Source organism: Streptomyces pinistramenti, from assembly GCF_020564935.1.
Classification (GTDB): Bacteria; Actinomycetota; Actinomycetes; order Streptomycetales; family Streptomycetaceae; genus Streptomyces; species Streptomyces pinistramenti.
In genome coordinates this window covers 236247-255541 of the sequence record NZ_JAJCXB010000003.1, presented here as the reverse complement: position 1 = coordinate 255541, position 19295 = coordinate 236247, and the positions used below count along the sequence as shown (strand labels likewise).

The following is a 19295-nucleotide window of genomic DNA, read 5'->3' as shown; positions in this document are numbered from 1 at the left end:
GCCCGGCGGGGCACCGGCACGGGCCTCGGCGCAGCGTCAGCCGCGGCGGGCGCTGAGGGCACAGGCCGCCGCGACGGCGGCGGCCGCTATCAGGAGGGTGGCGGCCAGGGGCAGCCACGGGACGGTGACCGTGCCGTGCGCGGAGCCGGTGACCAGGCCGCTCACGGCGGCGTTGGCCGGGGAGGCGCCCAGGACGAGCAGCAGCAGGGCTGCGGCCAGCCCGGCCGGGACCGCGGATGCGGTGCCGCGCAGCACCGGCCGGTTGCACAGGGCACCGACGGCCGTGCCCAGCAGCACGCAGGCCAGGGCCGTCAGCAGCCCGGCGAGGGTCGCGGGCAGGACGGGCACGGCGACCCGGTGGTCGGAGGAGTGCGGATCGGAGAGCAGCGCGACGAACGCCGCACCGGCGAGGGCGAGCAGCCCGGCTGCGAGGGTGGCGGTCAGTACGGCGGCGAGGTGCACCCGGCCGGGCCCGGCCGCGGCCGCGGCACAGTGCCGGGCGGCCGACGGCTCGTTGGTGAGACAGATCCGGGTCAGCCAGACCGTGAGGGGCAGCAGCGGAGCCGCGGCCCAGCCGTAGGCGTCGAGGATCGGGCCGCCGGTCTGCACGCCGATGGCCAGGAACGCGAGGTAGCAGATGGTCGGCGGCAGCCAGCGGTGCGAACCGGCCAGCAGGGCCGCCTGATAGCGCAGGAGTGCGGTCATGACAGCGGCACTTCCTCGGAGTGACCGCTCCCGGCACTGCCCGGCGGGCCGCTCCGGAGGCCGTCGGCAGGCGGTGGGAAGCCTTCCGGGTGGGCGGCAGGCGGGGCGCCTACGGAGTGGGCTGCGGACGTGACCGAGCGGATGTGCCAGGGCGGGCGCGCGGTGAGCAGCGCCCGCAGCAGGGCGTCGGAGTGGGCGGCGGCGACGGTCAGCCGGACCGTGCCGTCCGGGCCCGCTGCGATACGGGGTCTGCCGGGCAGCTCCGCACCGGGGACGCCGGGCGGTCCTGCGGGCCGCCCGGGACCGCCTTCGGCCTCGACGGTCAGCTGCGGGTCCGTCGCGTTCCCGGAGTCCGGCGCGGGCCCTTCCGCCTCGGCCCGCAGCCCTCCGTCCACCACGCGGTAGCGGGCATCGGCCGCGCCCGCCAGGCGGCGCGGGTCGTGGTCGACGAAGACGACCGTGCCGCCGTCGGCCACGCGCTCGGCGACCGCGCGGTCGAGGACCTCACGGGCGGCGGCGTCCAGGCCCGTCCACGCCTCGTCGAGTACCAGCAGTCCGGGCGCGGCGAGCAGCGCCTGGGCGACCGCGACCTTCTGGCTGGTGCCCTTCGACAGGTCGGAGAGCGGCGTCTTCGCGTGCCCGGCCGCGCCGAACCGCTCCAGCCACTCGGCGGCGCCGCGAGCGGCGGCCGGACCGCTCAGGCCGTGCACCCGGCCGAGGTGGGTGAGGTAGCCGACGGCGGTGAACGGCATCGCCGCCGGGAAGCGTTCGGGCACGTACGCGGTGCGCGGGCGGCCGGTGATCCGCCCGGTGGTGGGCCGGTCGATGCCGGCGCACAGGCGCAACAGGGTGGATTTTCCACTGCCGTTGGTGCCTTCGACGCGCAGCAGTGCCTGCCCGGGAAGGTCGAGCCGTATGTCCCGCAGCACCCATGGGCCGCGTACGCCGTACCGCCTGCCGACTCCGTCCAGCCTCATGAGATCCCCCCGAAATCCCGTCTTCCGCACCTGTCAACGCGGGCCGCCGCCGCTGGGTTCCCGCCGGCCGTACCCGGTTTCAGGGCCTGCGCGCCGGCTCGTCGCCCGGCCCGCAGGCCCTGGTGTCACGGCTGGCAGACTGGGTGGGTGACCAGCACCGAGACCATCGGCCCCGACCCCGCCGAGCCCACCGGATCCACCGCGCCGGACGCCCCCGGCAGCAGCCCGTTCCACCACGAGGAGACCGACCGGGACGCCGCGCCGCAGTTCGTCCTGCCGCTCGTCGCCCGCATCGAACGGGCCGAACCCCCGGCGCGTACGGACGCGTTGGAGACGGCCGCGCGGGCGGTACTGGTGCTGCTGTCCGACGAGCGGGCCACCGGCGAAGGCGACTGGGCCGCGGCCGTACGGGACTGGCAGGACGCCAGGATCCGCAAGGTGGTGCGGCGGGCACGCGGCGCGGAGTGGCGTCGCGCACAGGCGCTGCCCGGCATCACCGTCACCGGGGAGCGCGCCGAGGTACGCGTCTATCCTCCGGTGCCGCTGGACGGCTGGCCGAAGGACCTGGCCCGGCTCCAGGTCTCGGGCACCGATCTGGACGACCCGGAGCCGCCGGCCGCGCCCGCCGACGGGGCGCCGGTGCTGTGGTGCAATCCGGAGCTGGAGATGTCGGCGGGCAAGACCATGGCCCAGGCCGGGCACGGCGCGCAGCTGGCCTGGTGGGAGCTGTCCGGGCCGGAGCGCGCGGCCTGGCGCACGGCCGGTTTCCCGCTGGCCGTGCGGACCGCGGCACCGGACGCCTGGGAAGAGCTGACCCGCAGCGGGCTGCCGATGGTGCGGGACGCCGGTTTCACCGAAATTCCGCCGGGCACGGCCACTGTCATCGCGGATCACCCCGCCCTTCGCACGTGAGGACCGGCGCCGCCCGCGCTCTTCCGTGCCTGAGTTTCCGCGGGAGTCGGTGAGGTCGGGCTGAGTTGTGCCGTGGAGGGGTTCGTCGTGCCGGTCCTCCACCGCGCGTACGGCGGCCGCAGGACGGAGGCACCGGCGACGGCCGCGCCGCCGACGTCGCGATGGCCGGCCGAAAGTGTCGCGGACACGGTCCTGTGCCGCTGAACCGCGCCGGTCGGGGACCGGCCGCCGCCGCGCCATTCCGGGGGCGTGAACGGGAGTGGTACATGAGCGGATATGGGGCCCGTGGGAAGGCCGTGGCGCCCGGCCCGTACCGTACGGCTCATGCTGACCTCTCTCCTCGGCTTCACGGTGGTGGCCGGGTTGCTGACGATCTCGCCCGGCCCCGATTTCGCGGTGGTCCTGCGGACGGCGCTCGGTTCCGGGCGGCGCGCCGCGCTGTGCAGCGCGCTGGGCATCGCCGCGGGCTGCTTCGTCTGGGGACTGGCCGGTGCGGTCGGCCTGACGGCGATGCTGTCCGCGTCCCGGCTGGCGTACGACGTCCTGCGGGCGGCCGGCGCGCTGTATCTGATGTGGCTGGGCTTCCGGGCGCTGCGCAGCGCCCGGCGGATGCGGCCGTCCCCGGGGGCGGCGGAGCGGACCGCCGGCACCGGGCGGCCGGGCGCGGCAGCGGCCCACGGGGACGACGTCACAGGAGCGGAGCAGGGCGACACGGCCGGGCCTCCGGAGACGCCGTGGCGCGCGTTCCGTACCGGGCTGCTCACCAATGTGCTCAATCCCAAGGTCGGGGTCGTCTACATGTCGCTGCTGCCCCAGTTCATCCCGCACGGTGCCCCGGTCGTGACGACGACCCTGCTGCTGGTGGCCGTGCACGCCGCGCTGGGCGTCCTGTGGCTGGGCGCCGTCGCGCTGGCCGTCCACCGGGCGCGTGCCGTTCTCCAGCGTCCCCGGGTGCGGCAGCGGCTGGATCAGGCCACCGGCAGTGTGCTGCTCGCGCTGGGTGCCGCCGTCGGGTGGGAAGCGGCACGCTGAGCCGGTGGCCGCGGCGTACCGGTGCCCCGCCCCACGCTGCGCACCAACGCCGCACGTAGAAGCTCAAATTCAGCTCTGAAACCCGCGTGTACAGGATTCGGCACGGCGTACCGGGGCGAGGAACACCGCAGGGCACGGAGTGGGGAGGGGGACGCATGGAGCGCCTCGGTACAGGTATCGGCTGGCGGCCGGAAATCGCCGCGGAGATCGCGGGGTTGCCCGGGGTGGACTGGGTGGAGGTGGTGGCCGAGAATCTCTGTCCCGGTCATCTCCCGCCCGCCCTTGAGGAGTTGCGCGGCCGGGGCATGACGGTCGTCCCGCACGGCGTCTCGCTGGGTCTCGGCGGCGCGGAGCGGCCCGACCCCGGCCGGCTGGCGGCGCTCGCCGAGCGCGCGGTCGCCCTGGACGCGCCGCTGGTCACCGAGCACATCGCGTTCGTGCGCGCGGGCGGCCCGCCGACCGGGTCGCCGCCTCTGGAGGCGGGGCACCTGCTGCCGGTGCCGCGCACCCGGGACGCCCTCGACGTGCTGTGCGAGAACGTCCGGATCGCCCAGGACGCGCTGCCGGTGCCGCTGGCCCTGGAGAACATCGCGGCGCTCGTCAACTGGCCGGCCGAGGAGATGACGGAGGGCCAGTTCCTCACCGGGCTCGTCGAACGCACCGGCGTGCGGCTGCTCATCGACGTCGCCAATCTGCACACCAACCATGTCAACCGCGGCGAGGACCCGGCCGTGGCGCTGGACGGGATGCCGCTGGAGGCCCTCGCGTATGTGCATGTCGCGGGCGGGGTGGAGCGCGACGGCGTGTGGCACGACAGTCACGCGCACCCGGTGACCCGGCCGGTGCTGGACGTGCTGGCCGCGCTCTGCGCCAGAGCCACGCCGCCCGGTGTGCTGCTGGAGCGCGACGAGGACTTCCCCGAGGCCGGGGAGCTGGCCGGCGAACTCGGGGCGATACGCGCCGTGGTGGAGGAGGCCCGTGGTGCCGAAGCGGCCTGAGACGGCGAACGGGCCCGGTACGGGGCAGGACGGGGCGGTGCCGGAGCGGCCCGCCATCGCAGACGCCACAGGCGTCGGCGCCGCGAGCACGGACGCGGCCCGGCAGCGGCTGGCGCTCGCGCAGACGGCGCTGCTGTCGGCCCTGGTGGCCGGGGCGCCCGCCCCGGAGGGCTTCGACCGCGAACGGCTGCGGGTGCAGAGCCGGGCGCTGGCGGCCAAGCGGGCCTCGGTGATCGCGAAGGTCGCACCCGAGCTGCCCGGCATTCTCGGCGCCGGCTACCGGTCCGCGTTCCTCGCGTACGCGCAGGGCCGCCCGCTGACCGGCGGCCACCGGCGGGACGCGCTCGACTTCGCCGCCCGTCTACTGGCCCAGGACCTCCCGGCCGACCCCGCGGCGCGGCGGCAGCTGGCCCAGTGGTGGCAGGACCGCGCGGGTCCGAGGCCGCCCCGCTCCGGCCCGGTGTCCCGACTCGTGCGGGCCGCGCGGCTCGCCTTCCGGCGGAGGTGACCGCGGTGTCCTACACCTCCTGGGTGTACCTGGCGACGGGCCTTTCCTCGCTGCTGCTCATCGTCGGCACGCTCCGCGCGCGCCGGCCGAAACGGAAAATCCGGCTCGTGGACGCGCCGACCCATGACGTGGCGGAGATCGCGTTCCTCGGCGGCGGTCCGGCACGGGTGGTGGACGCCGCCGTCGCCGCGCTGCACGAGGACGGCCGGATCGCGGTCGGCGGGCCCGGCGTGGTGACCGTACGCGAGGCGACGGCCAGGGACGCCGTCGAGGCGGCGGTGCTGGACGCGATCGGGCGGACTCCCGGCGGCTCGCTGGTCGCGGTACGGGCGCGGGCGATGGCGAGCCCCGCCGTCCAGGAGGTCGGCGACCGGCTGGCGGACCGCGGGCTGCTCCGGCATCCGCAACGCGGCCGGATCTGGCGGCGGTGGGCCCGGCTCCAGGTGCCGGCCTGCGTCGTGCTGCTCCTGGTCACCGTGCTGCTGACGCTGACCGGCGACATCGGGGACCACGCGGACGAGGTGCCCACCGTCGTCGTCATCGTCCCCGCCATGATCCTCGGGATCGTCATCGGCACGGCCTGCAGGTCGCAACCCCGTCGGCTCACCGTTCCCGGCGCCCTCGCGCTGCGCGCCTCGCAGGCCGTCCACGGCCCCGGAGCCCTGGGCCGCGGGGACGTTCTGCCGGCGGCGCTGCTGGTGGCGGTGGGCGGCGCGGCCCTGGTGGGCGACGAGATGCTCCGCCGGCACCTGACGGACGCGCAGCTCACGATGGCCACCGCCGCACCCGGCGGCTTCTCCGGCGCCTCCACCGGGTCCTCGTCGGGTGACAGCGGTGGCTGGACCCCGCCGGGTGACGTGTCGGGTACCGCCTGGTGCGCGGGCTCCGACGGCGGTTCGGGGTGCGGGAGTTCGGGCTGCGGCGGCGGCTCGTCCTGCGGGAGCAGCGGGGGCGGGGGCCACTCCGGGGGCGGGAGCCATTCGTCGTGCGGCGGAGGATCTTCGTGTGGAGGTTCTTCGTGTGGCGGCGGGTCCTCATGCGGCGGCGGGTCCTCGTGTGGCAGTGGTGGCTCCAGCTGTGGCAGCTGAGTCCGCGCCGGGCGGGGGCACACGCCAACGCCCGGCCCGCCAGGCGGTTTTCCGCACAGGGAGAAATGGCGTGGCGGCACGGGCTCCGTTCCCGTAGAACCTCCGCCATGTGGCTCCTCTTCCTCACCATCGCCGTGACCGCCGCCGTCGTCTCCTGCGTCCGGGTGTGCCGGGCCGCCGCCGTCCCCCTGCCCGGTGACGCCGCGTCAAAGGCGCCCAGCCCCCGCGAGCCGGACGGGCCGACCCTGTACGAGACGGCATTCCTGGCCGGCGGGCCCGACCGGGTCGCCGACGTCACGCTGGTGTCGATGGCACGGCAGCGCCGGCTGCTGCTCGCCCCCACCGGCTGGGCCACCGTCGTCGACCCGGTCGGCCGGGACGCCGTCGAATGCGCCGTGCTCGCCGCCATAGGACCGGGCGGGCAGCACCGGATACCCGCGGTGCGCGAGGGGCTCGCCAGGACCCCCACGCTCCGCTCCCTGGCGGACGAACTGGTCGCCACCGGCCTCACACCGTCGGCAGCCGGCCGCACCGGCGTCGGCACCGCGGTCCGCCAGGTCCGGGCCGCCACCCTGCTGATCCTGCTGGCGGCCGCCGCGGCCCTGTGGTCGGGCCCCCAGGACCGCGACACCGGGCTGCTGCTCGCGTGGTTCGCGCTACCCCTGATCCTGACGACGGGCACCTGGGCGATGGCGCGCGGCGAGGCCCGCCCCGCCGCGCGCTGGGCGACCACCGCGGGCGAACACCTGCTGCGCCGGGCCGCCGCACGCGTCACGCCCGCCGGCTGCGGGCAGCGCGCAGGGGCCCGCGACGCCCTCACCGCGCTCGCCCTGCACGGCCCCCGCACGCTGGCCGACCCCGCGCTGCGGGCCGCGCTCCACTCTTCCGGGGCATAGCAGCCGACACCGGCGCCCGGTGCTTTACTTCGGCAACCACCACCCCAACTATCCCTTTTGTATGCACGGCATGCGGCCGAACGAGGACGGCCGCACGCCGTACGCCACGCACCATACGAAGGGACGGCTCGTGAGAGCACTCGCGTTGTACGGGACCATCGGGTCGCTGGTTTTGAGCGCCCTCGCCACCGCCCCCGCGGACGGCGCCACCGGGGCATCGGCCGCGCCGCCCGCCCCCGTTCCGCACCCCATCTCCTTCGGCCGCTGCGCCCCCGTGGAACATCTGCCGTCGACCGTCGAATGCGGCACCCTCACCGTCCCTCTCGACTACGCGCGCCCCGAGGGCAAAAAGATCAAGCTCACGGTCAGCCGGATCCGCGCCACCGCGCCCAAGGAGCGGCAGGGCGCGCTGGTCTTCAACCCCGGCGGGCCCGGCGGCTCCAGCATGGATTTCCCGCTCTACGGCTCGCTGTCCAAGTGGCGCAGGACCGCCCGCGCCTACGACTTCGTCGGCTACGCGCCGCGCGGCGTCGGACGGTCGGCGCCGCTGTCGTGCCAGGACCCGGAGAAGTTCGCGAAGGCGCCGTCGGACAGCCAGGTGCATCCCACCGAGGCGTTCAAGCGGCACAAGACCGCGCAGGCCAAGGCATACGCACAGGGCTGCGCCCGGCGTGCGGGGGCCGACCTGCCCTTCTACGACTCCGTGAACAACGCCCGCGACCTGGACATGCTGCGGGCCGGCCTCGGCGAGCGGAAGCTGACGTACATGGGGGCGTCGTACGGCACCTACTTCGGGGCCATCTACGCCACCCTCTTCCCCGGCCACGTCCGTCGGATGATCTTCGACAGCATCGTCGACCCCGATCCCCGGCAGATCTGGTACCGCAACAACCTCGACCAGAACGTCGCCTTCGAAGGCCGCTGGAACGACTGGCGCAGCTGGGTCGCCAAGCACCACGGCGTCTACCACCTCGGTACGACGGCGCAGGCCGTCCAGCGCGCCTACGACAAGGTGGCCCAGCAGGTCCGCAAGCATCCGGCGGGCGGCCGGGTCGGGCCCGCCCAGTTGCAGGAGTCATTCCTCAACGTCGGCTACAACGACGCCTATTGGCCGGCGCGCGCCGAGGCACTGGCGGAGTACGTACGGGGCAATCCGAAGCCGCTGGTCACCCAGGCGGGGCCGCGCCCGGAGGACGCGGCCGACGCGGAGAACAGCAACGCCGTCTACACCACCGTCGAGTGCAACGACGCCGCCTGGCCGCACGACCTGAGCACCTGGGACCGGGACAACACGGACGTCTCGCGCAGGGCACCGTTCGCGACCTGGGACAACGCCTGGATGAACCTGCCGTGCGCGTTCTGGCCCGAACCGAAGGAATCGGCGGCCGACGGTCTGTCGGCCGCGGTCCGCAAGGCAGCGGGCGGCGCGTCGAAGAACCCGGGCGGCGACGAGATCGCCGAGGCCGCGCGCCAGGTGGCGGCCGTCCACGCGGACGGCGCGCTGCACGGGCGGCACGGTCCGGTCGACATCCGTACGGCGCCCGGCGCGCTGCCTCCGGTGCTGCTGATGGCCGCCGAGCGGGACGGGGCGACGCCGTATCCGGGCGCGCTGGAACTCCAACGCAGGCTGCCCGGCTCCTCGTTGGTCACCGAGCGGGGCTCCGGCACGCACGGCATCGCGCTCGGCGCCAACGCCTGCGTGAACACGTACACCGAGGCGTACCTGCTGCACGGGCGGATGCCCTCGCACCGGGTGTACTGCGGTCCGCGGGCCGAGCCGCGGCCGGACGCGCCGTCCCACAGGTCCCGGCAGGCACAGAAGCCGCACGTGGTGGCCCACCCGTAAGGCATGTGACGACACTGCGGGCCGCCCTTCCCCGGGCGGCCCGCAGCGCTGTCCGGGTCAGGCCAGTCCTGCGACCAGCTCGGCGACCGGCTTGCGGCGGCCCGTGTAGAACGGAACCTCTTCACGGACGTGGCGACGCGCCTCGGAGCCGCGCAGATGCCGCATCAGGTCGACGATGCGGTACAGCTCGTCGGCCTCGAACGCCAGGATCCACTCGTAGTCGCCGAGCGAGAACGAGGGCACGGTGTTGGCCCGGACATCGGGGAAGCCGCGCGCCATCTTGCCGTGGTCGGCGAGCATCTTGCGGCGGTCCTCGTCGGGGAGCAGGTACCAGTCGTAGGAGCGCACGAACGGGTAGACGCTCACGTAGTCGCGGGCCTTCTCGTCGGCGAGGAACGCCGGGATGTGCGACTTGTTGAACTCGGCGGGGCGGTGCAGCGCCATGTTCGACCACACCGGATCGAGGGCGCGGCCGAGGCGGGTGCGACGGAAGAGGTTGAACGCCTCCTGGAGCGCGTCGGAGCTCTCCGAGTGCCACCAGATCATGACGTCGGCGTCGGCGCGCAGGCCGGACACGTCGTAGGTGCCGCGCACCACGACGTCCTTGGCGGCGAGCTGCTCGAACAGCTCATCGACCTCGCCGGCGAAGCCGCTGCGGTCCTCCGGCAGGACCTCACGCAGCCGGAAGACCGACCACAGGGTGTAGCGGATCGTCTCGTTGAGGTCCTTCGCCTTCTTGCCGGCGTTCGGGGCCTTCTCCGGGCTGGTCTGTTCTGGGGTGGAAGCGTCTGTCATACCGACCATTCTCACTCGCCCCCGGACGAACCCGGCGCCAGGGTGCCCAGTACCTCGTCGGCGGCCCGGCGGGCCGAGCCGACACAGGCCGGAATGCCGACGCCGTCGTAGACCGCGCCGCACACCCGCAGGACGCCCGGCAGCGCGCCGACCGCCGCCCGGATCCGCGCGACCCGCTCCACATGGCCGACGGTGTACTGCGGCAACCCGCCGTCCCAGCGGGTGACGGTGGACGCCACGGGCCGCGCGGCGAGGCCCACCGCCTCGCCGAGATCGCCGAGCGAAAGATCCACCAGCTCGGCGTCCTCGCGCTTGAGATCGGCGTCGTCACCGAACCGCCCGACGGAGGTGCGCAGCACGAACAGCTCGGGGTCGGCGTCCGCGATCCAGCCCCACTTGTGGCTCGCGAACGTCGACGCCTTGATCCGGCGGCCGTCGACCGGCGGGACGAGGAAGCCGCTGCCCGCGGGCACCCGGCCCAGGTCGGCGCGGCGGAAGGCCATGGTGATCAGGGCCATCGAGGCGTAGTCGACGGTGGCCAGTTCGGTGGCGGCGGCCGGGCAGTCCGGTCCGATGAGGCGCGCCGCGTCGCCCGCGGGCGCGGCCATGATCACCGCGTCGGCCGCGAGGACACGGTCGCCGACGCGGGCCTCCCAGCCCTCCTCGCCGGTCCACCGCAGGCCCTGGACGCGGGTGTGGAGCAGGATCTCCCCGCCGGACGCGCGGACCGCGTCGGCGACGGCGCCGGGCAGCGTCCCGATGCCGCCGTCGATGCCCATGAAGACCGGGCCGCCGGGCGGCGACGCGGCGGCGGTGCGGGCCTGGAGGGCGCGGACGCCGTCGAGCAGGGACCGCTGGGAGCGGGCGGCCTCGAAGAGCTGGGGGACGGCGGCGCGCATCGAGATGCGGTAGGCGTCACCGGCGTAGACCCCGCCGAGCAGCGGTTCCACCAGCCGGTCGACGACCTCACGGCCGAGCCGGGCGGCGACGTACGCGCCGACCGCGACGTCCTCGCCCGCTTCGGTGCGTTCAAGCGTCGCGTCCCGGCCGATGCGGTCGAGCCCTTCCGGGGAGAGCACCCCGGAGGCCGCCAGCGGGCCGAGGTCACCAGGGACGCCCATGACATGCCCCTTGGGCATCGGGCGGAGCGCGCCGCGGGTCCACAGGGAGGCCGACGCGGTGGTGGGCGGCGAAAGCCGGTCGCCGAGTCCCACCGCGCGGGCGAGCGCCACCGCTTCCGGCCGCCTGGCCAGCATCGATTCGGCACCCAGGTCGACCGGGACGCCGGCGATCTCCCCGGCGCGCAGCTTGCCGCCGAGCCGGCTCGATGCCTCCAGGACGGTGACCTTGGCGCCGCCTTCGAGCAGGCGGTGCGCCGCCGCGAGCCCGGAGATGCCGCCTCCGATGACGATCACGTGCCCGGTGCTGCCGGCCGCCCGGCCCGTACTGGTGTGCGCTGCGCTCATGCCCCCACTCTCTCAGAGTCCGCCCGGCGCCCTGTCCGGGGCCGCTCCGGAGCCCCCGGGCTTCGCTCCCGGCGCCGCCGAACGGACAGTCCCCGCAGGCCACTTGGCCTCGGGCGGCCCGCTCTGCCGTGCGTCCGGAAGGTGGCCGGTGGCCCCGTTGACACCGGACGGTGCCGGGCAAAGACTCGGTGCGGGCGACGACGATCTTTCTGCCGCCCGCCCACCGCCGAGCCCGGAGCGCGCCCACCGCGCGAGGACAGCGAGGACGTCATCCGATGACCGACCACCGCGTACGGGATGTCTACATCGTCGATGCCGTACGGACCCCCGTCGGCAAGTACGGCGGCGGGCTGGCCGGGCTCCGGCCCGACGACCTCGCCGCGCACGTGCTCAAGGCGCTGGTGGGCCGCACCCCCGCGCTGGATCCGGCGCGGATCGACGACGTCTGTTTCGGCGACGCGAACGGCGCGGGTGAGGACAACCGCAACGTCGCGCGGATGGCCGTGCTGCTGGCCGGCCTGCCGGTCACGGTGCCCGGCGTGACCGTCAACCGGCTGTGCGGCTCGGGCCTGGAAGCGGTCGTCCAGATGGCCCGTGCCCTCGCGCTCGGCGACGCGCACCTCGCGGTGGCGGGCGGCGTCGAGTCGATGAGCCGCGCACCGTACGTCCTGCGCAAGCCCGAAAGCGCCTTTCCCGCGGGCCATCAGGAGCTGTCCTCCACGACCCTGGGCTGGCGGATGGTCAATCCGCGGATGCGGCCCGAGTGGACGGTCTCGCTCGGCGAAGGCGCCGAACTGATCGCCGACCGGCACGGCATCACCCGCGAACAGCAGGACGTGTTCGCGCTGGCCAGCCACCAGAAAGCGGTGCGCGCCTGGCAGGAGGGCGCCTACGACACGGAGGTCGTGCCGCTGCCCGAGGCGTCACTGGAGCGGGACGAGTCGCTCCGCGAGGGATCCTCGCTGGAGTCGCTGTCCAAGCTGAAGCCGGTGTTCCGTACGGCCGGCGGCACGGTCACCGCGGGCAACTCCTCGCCGCTCAGCGATGGCGCGGCCGCCCTGCTGCTGGCCGACGAGGAGGGGCTGCGGGCCACAGGGCGCGAACCGCTGGCCCGGATCCGGGCGAGCGCGGTGACCGGCGTGGAGCCGCAGCTGTTCGGGCTCGGCCCGGTGGAGGCGGTGCGCCGGGCCCTCGACCGGTCGGGGCGTGGCTTCGGCGAGGTGGTGGCCTTCGAGCTGAACGAGGCGTTCGCGGCCCAGGCGCTGGGCTGCATCGGCCAGTGGCCTGACCTCGACCCTACGGTGGTCAATCCGCGCGGCGGCGCCCTCGCGATCGGCCACCCGCTGGGCGCGTCCGGTGCCCGGCTGGCCGGCTCGGTGGCCCACCAACTCGCCGCGCTGGGCTCGGGAACGGGCCTGGCGGCACTGTGCATCGGCGTGGGGCAGGGGCTGGCGCTCGTACTGGAACGGTAGGAGGCGGCAAGGGACGGGCTCCGCGTCCCCGTTGCGGGGCCCGCACCGGCCGGCCGCGCACCGTAGCCTGGCGACGTGGTGCGGGCCCGGCACGGCCACGGCGCCGGGGCTCCCCGGCCGGCCGCCGGACACCGCGGTACACGGCGAACCCGGCGAAAGGGCACAGGACATGGCGGCTGCGGAGCGAATGGTGGTGGTCGGCGGCGACGCGGCCGGAATGGCGGCCGCCTCGCAGGCCCGGCGCCTGAAGGAACCCGGCGAACTGGCCATCACCGCCTTCGAACGCGGCCATTTCACCTCGTACTCGGCCTGCGGCATCCCGTACTGGGTGGGCGGCGAGGTCGAAGGGCCGGCCGGCCTGATCGCCCGTACGCCCGAGGAGCACCGCGCCCGCGCCATCGATCTGCGGATGCGCACCGAGGTCACCGAACTCGACCTGGACCGCGGCCGGGTGCGCGCCCGCACGCTGGACGGCGGCGGCGAGTCCTGGACCGGCTTCGACAAACTGGTGCTCGCCACCGGGGCCCGCCCGCTGCGGCCCCGCCTGCCGGGCATGGACGCACGGGGCGTGCACGGCGTGCAGACCCTGGACGACGGCCGCGCGTTGCTGGACACGCTCACCTCGGCCACCGGCCGGCGCGCCGTGGTCGTCGGCGCCGGGTACATCGGCGTCGAGATGGCCGAGGCGCTGATCCACCGCGGGTACGAGGTGACGGTCCTGGACCGCGGCGAGCAGCCGATGTCCACCCTCGATCCGGACATGGGCGCGCTTGTGCACACGGCGATGTGCGCGATGGGCATCGAAACGGTACGCGGCGCGCACGTCACCGAGGTGCTGACGGACGCGGACGGGCGGGCCCGCGCGGTGGCCACCGAGGACGCCGAGTACCCGGCGGACGTGGTCGTGCTGGGCCTGGGGGTGGAGCCCGAGACGACGCTGGCCGCCGCGGCAGGACTGCCGCTCGGCGAATTCGGCGGGCTGCTCACCGACCTGTCCATGCGGGTACGCGGCCAGGAGCACATCTGGGCGGGCGGCGACTGCGTCGAGGTCTGGGACCTGGTGTCGGGCCGCACCCGCCACATCGCGCTGGGCACCCACGCCAACAAGCACGGCCAGGTCATCGGCGCCAACGTGGGCGGCGGCTACGCCACCTTCCCCGGTGTCGTGGGCACCGCCGTCAGCAAGGTCTGCGATCTGGAAATCGCCCGCACCGGACTGCTCGAACGCCAGGCGCAGGCGGCCGGGCTCCAGTTCGTCACCGCGACGATCGAGTCGACCGACAAGGCGGGCTACTACCCGGGGGCCCGCCCGATGCACGTGAAGATGCTCGCCGAACACCGCACGGGACGGCTGCTCGGCGTGCAGATCGTCGGCCACGAGGGCGCGGGCAAGCGGGTGGACATCGCGGCCGTCGCGCTGACCGCCCGGATGACGGTAGAGCAGATGACCGCGCTCGACCTCGGCTACGCACCGCCGTTCTCGCCGGTCTGGGATCCGGTACTGGTGGCGGCCAGGAAGGCCACGGCGGCGGTACGGGCCGCCGGGGCCTGACGGGTCAGCGCGCGGTCTGCGTGTGGACGTACTCGACGAGGCGGGTCAGCGCCTCCGGGTCGGTGGCGGGCAGCACACCGTGGCCGAGGTTGAAGATGTGCCCCTCCAGGCCCGCCGCCGCGTCCAGGACCTCGCGGGCCTTGGCCTCGACCGCCTCGCGCGGCGCGAACAGCACGGCCGGGTCGATGTTGCCCTGGAGCGCCTTGCCGGGACCGACCCGGCGGGCCGCCTCGTCCATCGGCACCCGCCAGTCGACGCCGACGACGTCCGCGCCCGCCTCGCCCATCAGGCCCAGGAGTTCGCCGGTGCCCACGCCGAAGTGGATGCGCGGCACGCCGTGGTGCGCGACCGCGTCGAAGACCTTGGCGGACGCGGGCATGACCGAGCGGCGGTAGTCGGCGGGGGACAGCGCGCCGGCCCAGGAGTCGAAGAGCTGGACGGCGCTCGCCCCGGCCTCGATCTGCACGGTGAGAAAGGCGGAGGTGATGCCGGCGAGGCGGTCGAGCAGGTCGGCCCACAGCTGCGGGTCACCGTACATGAGCGCCTTGGTGTGCTCGTGGTTGCGGGAAGGACCGCCCTCGATGAGGTAGCTGGCGAGCGTGAACGGCGCACCGGCGAAGCCGATCAGCGGCGTGGCGCCCAGTTCACCGACGAGCGCCCGGACGGCCTCGGTGACGTACGCGACGTCGTCGGGCTCCAGCGGACGCAGCTGCTCCAGGTCGGCGCGGCTGCGGATCGGCTTCTCGACGACCGGGCCGACGCCGGGCTTGATGTCGAGGTCGATGCCGATGGCCTTGAGCGGGACCACGATGTCGCTGAAGTAGATGGCGGCGTCGACGCCGTGCCGGCGGACCGGCTGGAGGGTGATCTCGGTGACGAGCTCGGGCCGCGTGCAGGAGTCGAGCATCGCGATGCCCTCGCGGACCTTGTGGTACTCGGGGAGCGAGCGCCCCGCCTGGCGCATGAACCACACGGGCGTGTGCGGCACCGGTTCGCGCCTGCACGCCTTGAGGAAAGCCGAGTCGTACGTACCGGTCTGCTGCTGGCCCGCGGGGCGGTGGTTGGCGCTCACGCCCCAAATCTTCGCATGCACGGAACGACACCTCCGAATGGGCGACGCGCGCACCGGGTGTCCTCCCCATATGCGGGCCGGGTTCCGCCTAATCTTCCGGGCATGGCTGCGGCTCACGAACACCTCGCGGACAGCGCGGACGAAACCCCGATCCCCTTCCGTCAGGCGGTCGAGTCGCTCCGCGCGGCACGACTGCGGCCCGAGATCGAGATCGACCCGACACCAGCACCGAAACGGCTCGCCCCGTTCGCGTACGCGCTGGAGGCGGCGGTCGTCGAACGGGGCTCGGGTGCCGATGGGGAGGACACCGATCTGGCGGACGGCAGGCTGGTGCTGCTTCACAACCCGGCCGGCCACGAGGCGTGGGCCGGCACCTTCCGGGTGGTGACCCTGGCGCGTGCCGAACTGGAGCCGGAGATGGGCACCGATCCGCTGCTGCCCGAGGTCTCCTGGTCCTGGCTGACGGGCGCGCTCGACGCGCGCTCGGTGCGGTACGGCGAGCCCAGCGGCACGGTGACGCGGGCCGGTTCGCACTACTTCGGCGGGCTCGCCTCACGCGAGCCCGCCACCCAGATCGAGATCCGCGCCTCGTGGACGCCTGCGGAGGGACCGGGCGGCGTGCCGGATCTGGCGGCGCACCTGGCCGCGTGGTGCGACCTGCTGTGCCAGGTCGCCGGGCTGCCACCGGTCCCACTCGAAGCGGCGCCGCGCGGCGGCGTGGTCCCGCTGCCACAGCGCCGCGGCCCACAGCCACGCTGAGTACCGACGGGCCTCAAGGGCGTCGCACCGAACCGGTGCGGCGCCCTTTCGTCATGCGTACGCCTCTGATCACCTCGGTGCTCACGTATGATCGATCACGCATCCGATTTGCCCGAATTGCACCCAACTAAATCGTGATCAAAGTCTAAAGTCCCGCCGTATTGCTGCCGAAGAGGTCAGTGACCCTTCCATCACGGAACATTCCGGCTCGCCCCCTGTAGCCGGTCTTCTTCCGCCCTCGCCACTCCCCCCAGGAGGCCCGGTGTCTGTTCTCCTCGAGCAACCTTCGAGCCTGGTCGCCTACCGCCCGAACAAGCCGACGGCCATGGTCGTCGTGGCCGACCCTCGCGTCCGCTCCACCGTCACCCGCCATCTGTGGGCGCTCGGAGTGCGTGACGTGATCGAGGCGTCGTCCATCGCGGAGGCCCGTCCCCGCGTCGGTAACCCACGCGACATCTGCGTTGCCGACGTCCATCTTCCCGACGGCTCCGGCCTCACCCTGCTGTCCGAGACCCGGGCCGCCGGCTGGCCCAACGGCCTGGCGCTGTCGGCGGCCGACGACATCGGCGCGGTACGCAACGCCCTCGCCGGCGGCGTCAAGGGCTACGTCGTCACCGGCACCCGCACCAACCTCGGACTGCCGGGACGTCCCGGCGCCGCACCCATCGGCGCCCATGCCGCCCGTATGCAGCGCCGCCCGCCGGGCGCCCCGGGTCACCCCGGCGGCTACCGCGAGCTGTCGGGCCGTGAGGTCGAGGTGCTGCGGCTGGTGGCGGAGGGCCAGTCCAACAAGGCCATCGGCGTCTCGATGGGCCTGTCCGCCCTGACCGTCAAGAGCCACCTCGCCCGCATCGCCCGCAAGCTCGGCACCGGTGACCGGGCGGGAATGGTGGCCGTCGCCCTGCGCACCGGAATCATCCACTGACCCGTCACACGACCGCATCGCCCGTCGAGGGAACGTTCCCTCGACGGGCGATGCGCATACACAGATACCCTTGACTGGTGACCGACGCCCAAAAGACCGCAGCAGACACGACACTGCGAGCAGCCGGAGACTCGCCTCCGGATTCCCGACCGGCGCCGGAACCCCTGTTGGAGCCCCGCGAGGGCATCCCTCCGGTGACCGAGACCGACGATGCGCTCGCCGAGGTCGTCGCCGCCTTCGCGGCCGGCCGCGGCCCCGTGGCCGTGGACGCCGAACGCGCCTCCGGCTACCGCTACGGCCAGCGCGCCTACCTCGTCCAGCTGCGCCGCGAGGGCGCCGGCAGCGTGCTCATCGACCCGGTCGGCTGCCCCGACCTCTCGGCCCTCGGCGAGGCCATCGCCGACGCCGAATGGGTCCTGCACGCCGCCACCCAGGACCTGCCCTGTCTGCGCGACATAGGGATGGTCCCGACCCGGCTGTTCGACACCGAGCTGGCCGGCCGGCTGGCCGGTTTCGCCCGGGTCGGCCTGGGCGCGATGGTCGAGAACGTCCTCGGATACGCGCTGGAGAAGGGGCACTCGGCCGTCGACTGGTCCACCCGCCCGCTGCCCGACCCCTGGCTCCGCTACGCCGCGCTCGACGTCGAGCTGCTGGTGGACCTGCGGGACGCCCTGGAGGAGGAGCTGGCGGAGCAGGGGAAGCTGGAGTGGGCCAGGCAGGAGTTCGCGGCCATCGCCGCCGCGCCGCCCGCGCCGCCCCGCAAGGACCCCTGGCGCCGCACCTCCGGCATGCACAAGGTGCGCAGACGCCGCCAGATGGCCGTCGTACGGGAACTGTGGACGGCACGCGACCAGGTTGCCCAGAAGCGCGACGTGTCGCCCGGCAAGGTGCTCGGCGACGGCGCGATCGTGGAGGCGGCGCTGAATCTTCCGCCGAACACGCACGCCCTGGCCGCGCTGCCCGGCTTCGGGCACCGTATGGGCCGCCGTCAGCTGGAGCAGTGGCAGGCCGCCGTCGATCGCGCCAGGGCACTGCCGGACAGCGAACTGCCGCAGCCGGGAGCGCCGCTCAACGGACCGCCGCCGCCCCGCTCCTGGGCCGACAAGGACCCGGTGGCCGCAGCCCGGCTCTCGGCGGCCCGTACCGCCGTGACGGCGCTGGCCGAGTCGCTGAATCTCCCTCAGGAGAACCTCATCACGCCCGACACGGTGCGCCGGCTGTGCTGGGAGCCGCCCGCCGAGCCCACCGATGAGGCGGTCGCCGCGGTCCTCGCGGGTCACGGCGCCCGTGCCTGGCAGATCGAGCAGGTCACGCCGGTCCTCACGACGGCGCTTGAAGCCAACGGCGACTGACACGCGAGGCACCCCGACGGTCCCCTTCCGGGGCGCCGGGGTGCGTGCGTGTGGCGTCGTCAGTCCTAGCCGACGTGTTCGCGCAGGATCTTCTTGTCCGCGGCGTCGATGCCGAAGGTCGTCTTCTTCCAGTCCTTGCTGCTCACGACATCGACGGACCATGCCGCCGCCCCGCCGCCGCCTGCGCTGGGACTCGCGCTGCCGGGGCTGGAGCTCGCACTGGAGCTGGAGCTCGGGCTCGCGCTGCCGCCGCTTTCGCCCTTCCCCAACTTGATGCCGGTGACGGTTCCCTTCTTCTTCGCCGTCGCGGTCTGCGCCGCCTGCTGCGCCGTGACGGTGGCCTTGCCCAGCCGCTCGGCCAGTTTGCTCTTGTCCTCCTTGCTCTGGCCCGACTTGACGCTCGGCTTGTCCGCCTTGCCGGTGACCGCGTCGACGTGGACCTGGTGGACGGTGCCGTCGGACGTGGCCGCGTCCACGTCCCAGGTGGGTGTCTTGCCGTGGTGGTCCTCCAGGTCGGCGGAGACCGCCTTCGCGTGCGGTACGGCCGCCAGGGCCGAGGTCAGCGCCTTGTCGTAGGTCACCTTGGCCTTGGAGATCAGGGCCTTGCGTTCGGTCTGGTCCTTGGTGAGGGAACCGCTCTTCGAGGGGTTCGCGGAGCCGCTCGGCGAGGCGGCGGCCGCTTCCTCGGCCGCCGGACTGCCGGGACCGCTCTTCACGTTGCCCGCGCCCTTGCCCGTCCCGCTCCCGCAGCCCGCGAGCAGCGCGCCTGCGGTGGCGACGGCGCACACCAGGCCGATCGCACGGGGCCCTACCGGATGCATACTGCGTGTCACCACGCGAGTGCTCTTGGTATCCATATGGGCACTTTAAGCGGGTATGGGTCGGATCACACCTTTACCCGGACGGCGCCCGCCGGGTGTGACGTTCGCCGCTCCGGGCG

General features: G+C 74.1%; 16 protein-coding genes and 1 pseudogene. 11 read left to right on the top strand and 6 right to left on the bottom strand.

Translation table 11 applies throughout. The annotated features are described in order from the left end of the window. Nucleotides 1-36: 36 nt before the first annotated feature. On the bottom strand, nt 37-705 hold the full coding sequence (locus tag LIU39_RS04090) for an ABC transporter (RefSeq protein WP_227044636.1): 669 nt from the start codon (nt 703-705) through the stop codon (nt 37-39). Then, nucleotides 702-1682, bottom strand: coding sequence for an ABC transporter ATP-binding protein (locus LIU39_RS04085; protein WP_227044634.1), 981 nt, complete (start codon nt 1680-1682; stop codon nt 702-704). The genes LIU39_RS04090 and LIU39_RS04085 overlap by 4 nt, the downstream gene beginning before the upstream one ends. A gap of 165 nt (nt 1683-1847) precedes the next feature. Between LIU39_RS04085 and LIU39_RS04080 the strand changes: the two genes are divergently transcribed. From LIU39_RS04080 to LIU39_RS04050, 6 genes and pseudogenes are all read left to right on the top strand, one after another. Then, on the top strand, nt 1848-2594 hold the full coding sequence (locus LIU39_RS04080) for an aminoacyl-tRNA hydrolase (RefSeq protein ID WP_227044784.1): 747 nt from the start codon (nt 1848-1850) through the stop codon (nt 2592-2594). A gap of 324 nt (nt 2595-2918) precedes the next feature. Next, nucleotides 2919-3626, top strand: coding sequence for a LysE family translocator (locus tag LIU39_RS04075; RefSeq protein WP_227044632.1), 708 nt, complete (start codon nt 2919-2921; stop codon nt 3624-3626). Nucleotides 3627-3781: 155 nt separating this feature from the next. Next, nucleotides 3782-5132: pseudogene (locus tag LIU39_RS35480) on the top strand (MbnB/TglH/ChrH family RiPP precursor modification enzyme). 5 nt (nt 5133-5137) lie between these two features. Further along, nucleotides 5138-6220 carry a TIGR04222 domain-containing membrane protein gene (locus LIU39_RS04060; protein ID WP_227044624.1) on the top strand — a complete coding sequence of 361 codons (1083 nt, stop codon included), beginning with the start codon at nt 5138-5140 and terminating at the stop codon, nt 6218-6220. A gap of 107 nt (nt 6221-6327) precedes the next feature. Beyond that, a complete protein-coding gene (locus LIU39_RS04055) occupies nt 6328-7116 on the top strand; it encodes a TIGR04222 domain-containing membrane protein (protein ID WP_227044622.1) in 789 nt (262 codons plus the stop codon). Between the two features lie 130 nt (nt 7117-7246). Further along, the gene (locus tag LIU39_RS04050; RefSeq protein ID WP_227044620.1) at nt 7247-8962 is read left to right on the top strand and encodes an alpha/beta hydrolase; all 1716 of its coding nucleotides are present in this window, start codon (nt 7247-7249) and stop codon (nt 8960-8962) included. Between the two features lie 57 nt (nt 8963-9019). Here LIU39_RS04050 and hemQ read toward each other — a convergent pair whose 3' ends face one another. Then, on the bottom strand, nt 9020-9757 hold the full coding sequence (hemQ, locus tag LIU39_RS04045) for a hydrogen peroxide-dependent heme synthase (protein WP_372463800.1): 738 nt from the start codon (nt 9755-9757) through the stop codon (nt 9020-9022). 11 nt (nt 9758-9768) lie between these two features. Then, on the bottom strand, nt 9769-11223 hold the full coding sequence (gene hemG, locus LIU39_RS04040) for a protoporphyrinogen oxidase (RefSeq protein WP_227044615.1): 1455 nt from the start codon (nt 11221-11223) through the stop codon (nt 9769-9771). Nucleotides 11224-11498: 275 nt separating this feature from the next. Here hemG and LIU39_RS04035 point away from each other — a divergent pair, with 275 nt between their 5' ends. Continuing rightward, nucleotides 11499-12695, top strand: a complete 1197-nt coding sequence (locus tag LIU39_RS04035; RefSeq protein ID WP_227044613.1) for a thiolase family protein — start codon at nt 11499-11501, stop codon at nt 12693-12695. A gap of 169 nt (nt 12696-12864) precedes the next feature. After that, nucleotides 12865-14247: an FAD-dependent oxidoreductase gene (locus LIU39_RS04030; protein ID WP_227044611.1), complete on the top strand. Its 1383-nt coding sequence runs from the start codon at nt 12865-12867 to the stop codon at nt 14245-14247. A gap of 4 nt (nt 14248-14251) precedes the next feature. Here LIU39_RS04030 and hemE read toward each other — a convergent pair whose 3' ends face one another. Beyond that, the gene (gene hemE / locus LIU39_RS04025) at nt 14252-15319 is read right to left on the bottom strand and encodes a uroporphyrinogen decarboxylase (RefSeq protein WP_227044609.1); all 1068 of its coding nucleotides are present in this window, start codon (nt 15317-15319) and stop codon (nt 14252-14254) included. Nucleotides 15320-15421: 102 nt separating this feature from the next. Between hemE and LIU39_RS04020 the strand changes: the two genes are divergently transcribed. The 3 genes from LIU39_RS04020 to LIU39_RS04010 all read left to right on the top strand — a co-directional run bounded on the left by LIU39_RS04020 (nt 15422) and on the right by LIU39_RS04010 (nt 18355). Continuing rightward, nucleotides 15422-16078 carry a DUF3000 domain-containing protein gene (locus LIU39_RS04020; protein WP_227044607.1) on the top strand — a complete coding sequence of 219 codons (657 nt, stop codon included), beginning with the start codon at nt 15422-15424 and terminating at the stop codon, nt 16076-16078. Between the two features lie 262 nt (nt 16079-16340). Then, nucleotides 16341-17003: a response regulator transcription factor gene (locus LIU39_RS04015; RefSeq protein ID WP_030279967.1), complete on the top strand. Its 663-nt coding sequence runs from the start codon at nt 16341-16343 to the stop codon at nt 17001-17003. 77 nt (nt 17004-17080) lie between these two features. Next, nucleotides 17081-18355 (top strand): ribonuclease D, encoded by a 1275-nt coding sequence (locus LIU39_RS04010; protein ID WP_227044603.1) that lies wholly within the window; start codon nt 17081-17083, stop codon nt 18353-18355. 65 nt (nt 18356-18420) lie between these two features. Here the strand turns inward: LIU39_RS04010 and LIU39_RS04005 are convergent, their stop codons facing one another. Then, the gene (locus LIU39_RS04005; protein ID WP_227044601.1) at nt 18421-19212 is read right to left on the bottom strand and encodes a PepSY domain-containing protein; all 792 of its coding nucleotides are present in this window, start codon (nt 19210-19212) and stop codon (nt 18421-18423) included. Nucleotides 19213-19295: the final 83 nt, after the last annotated feature.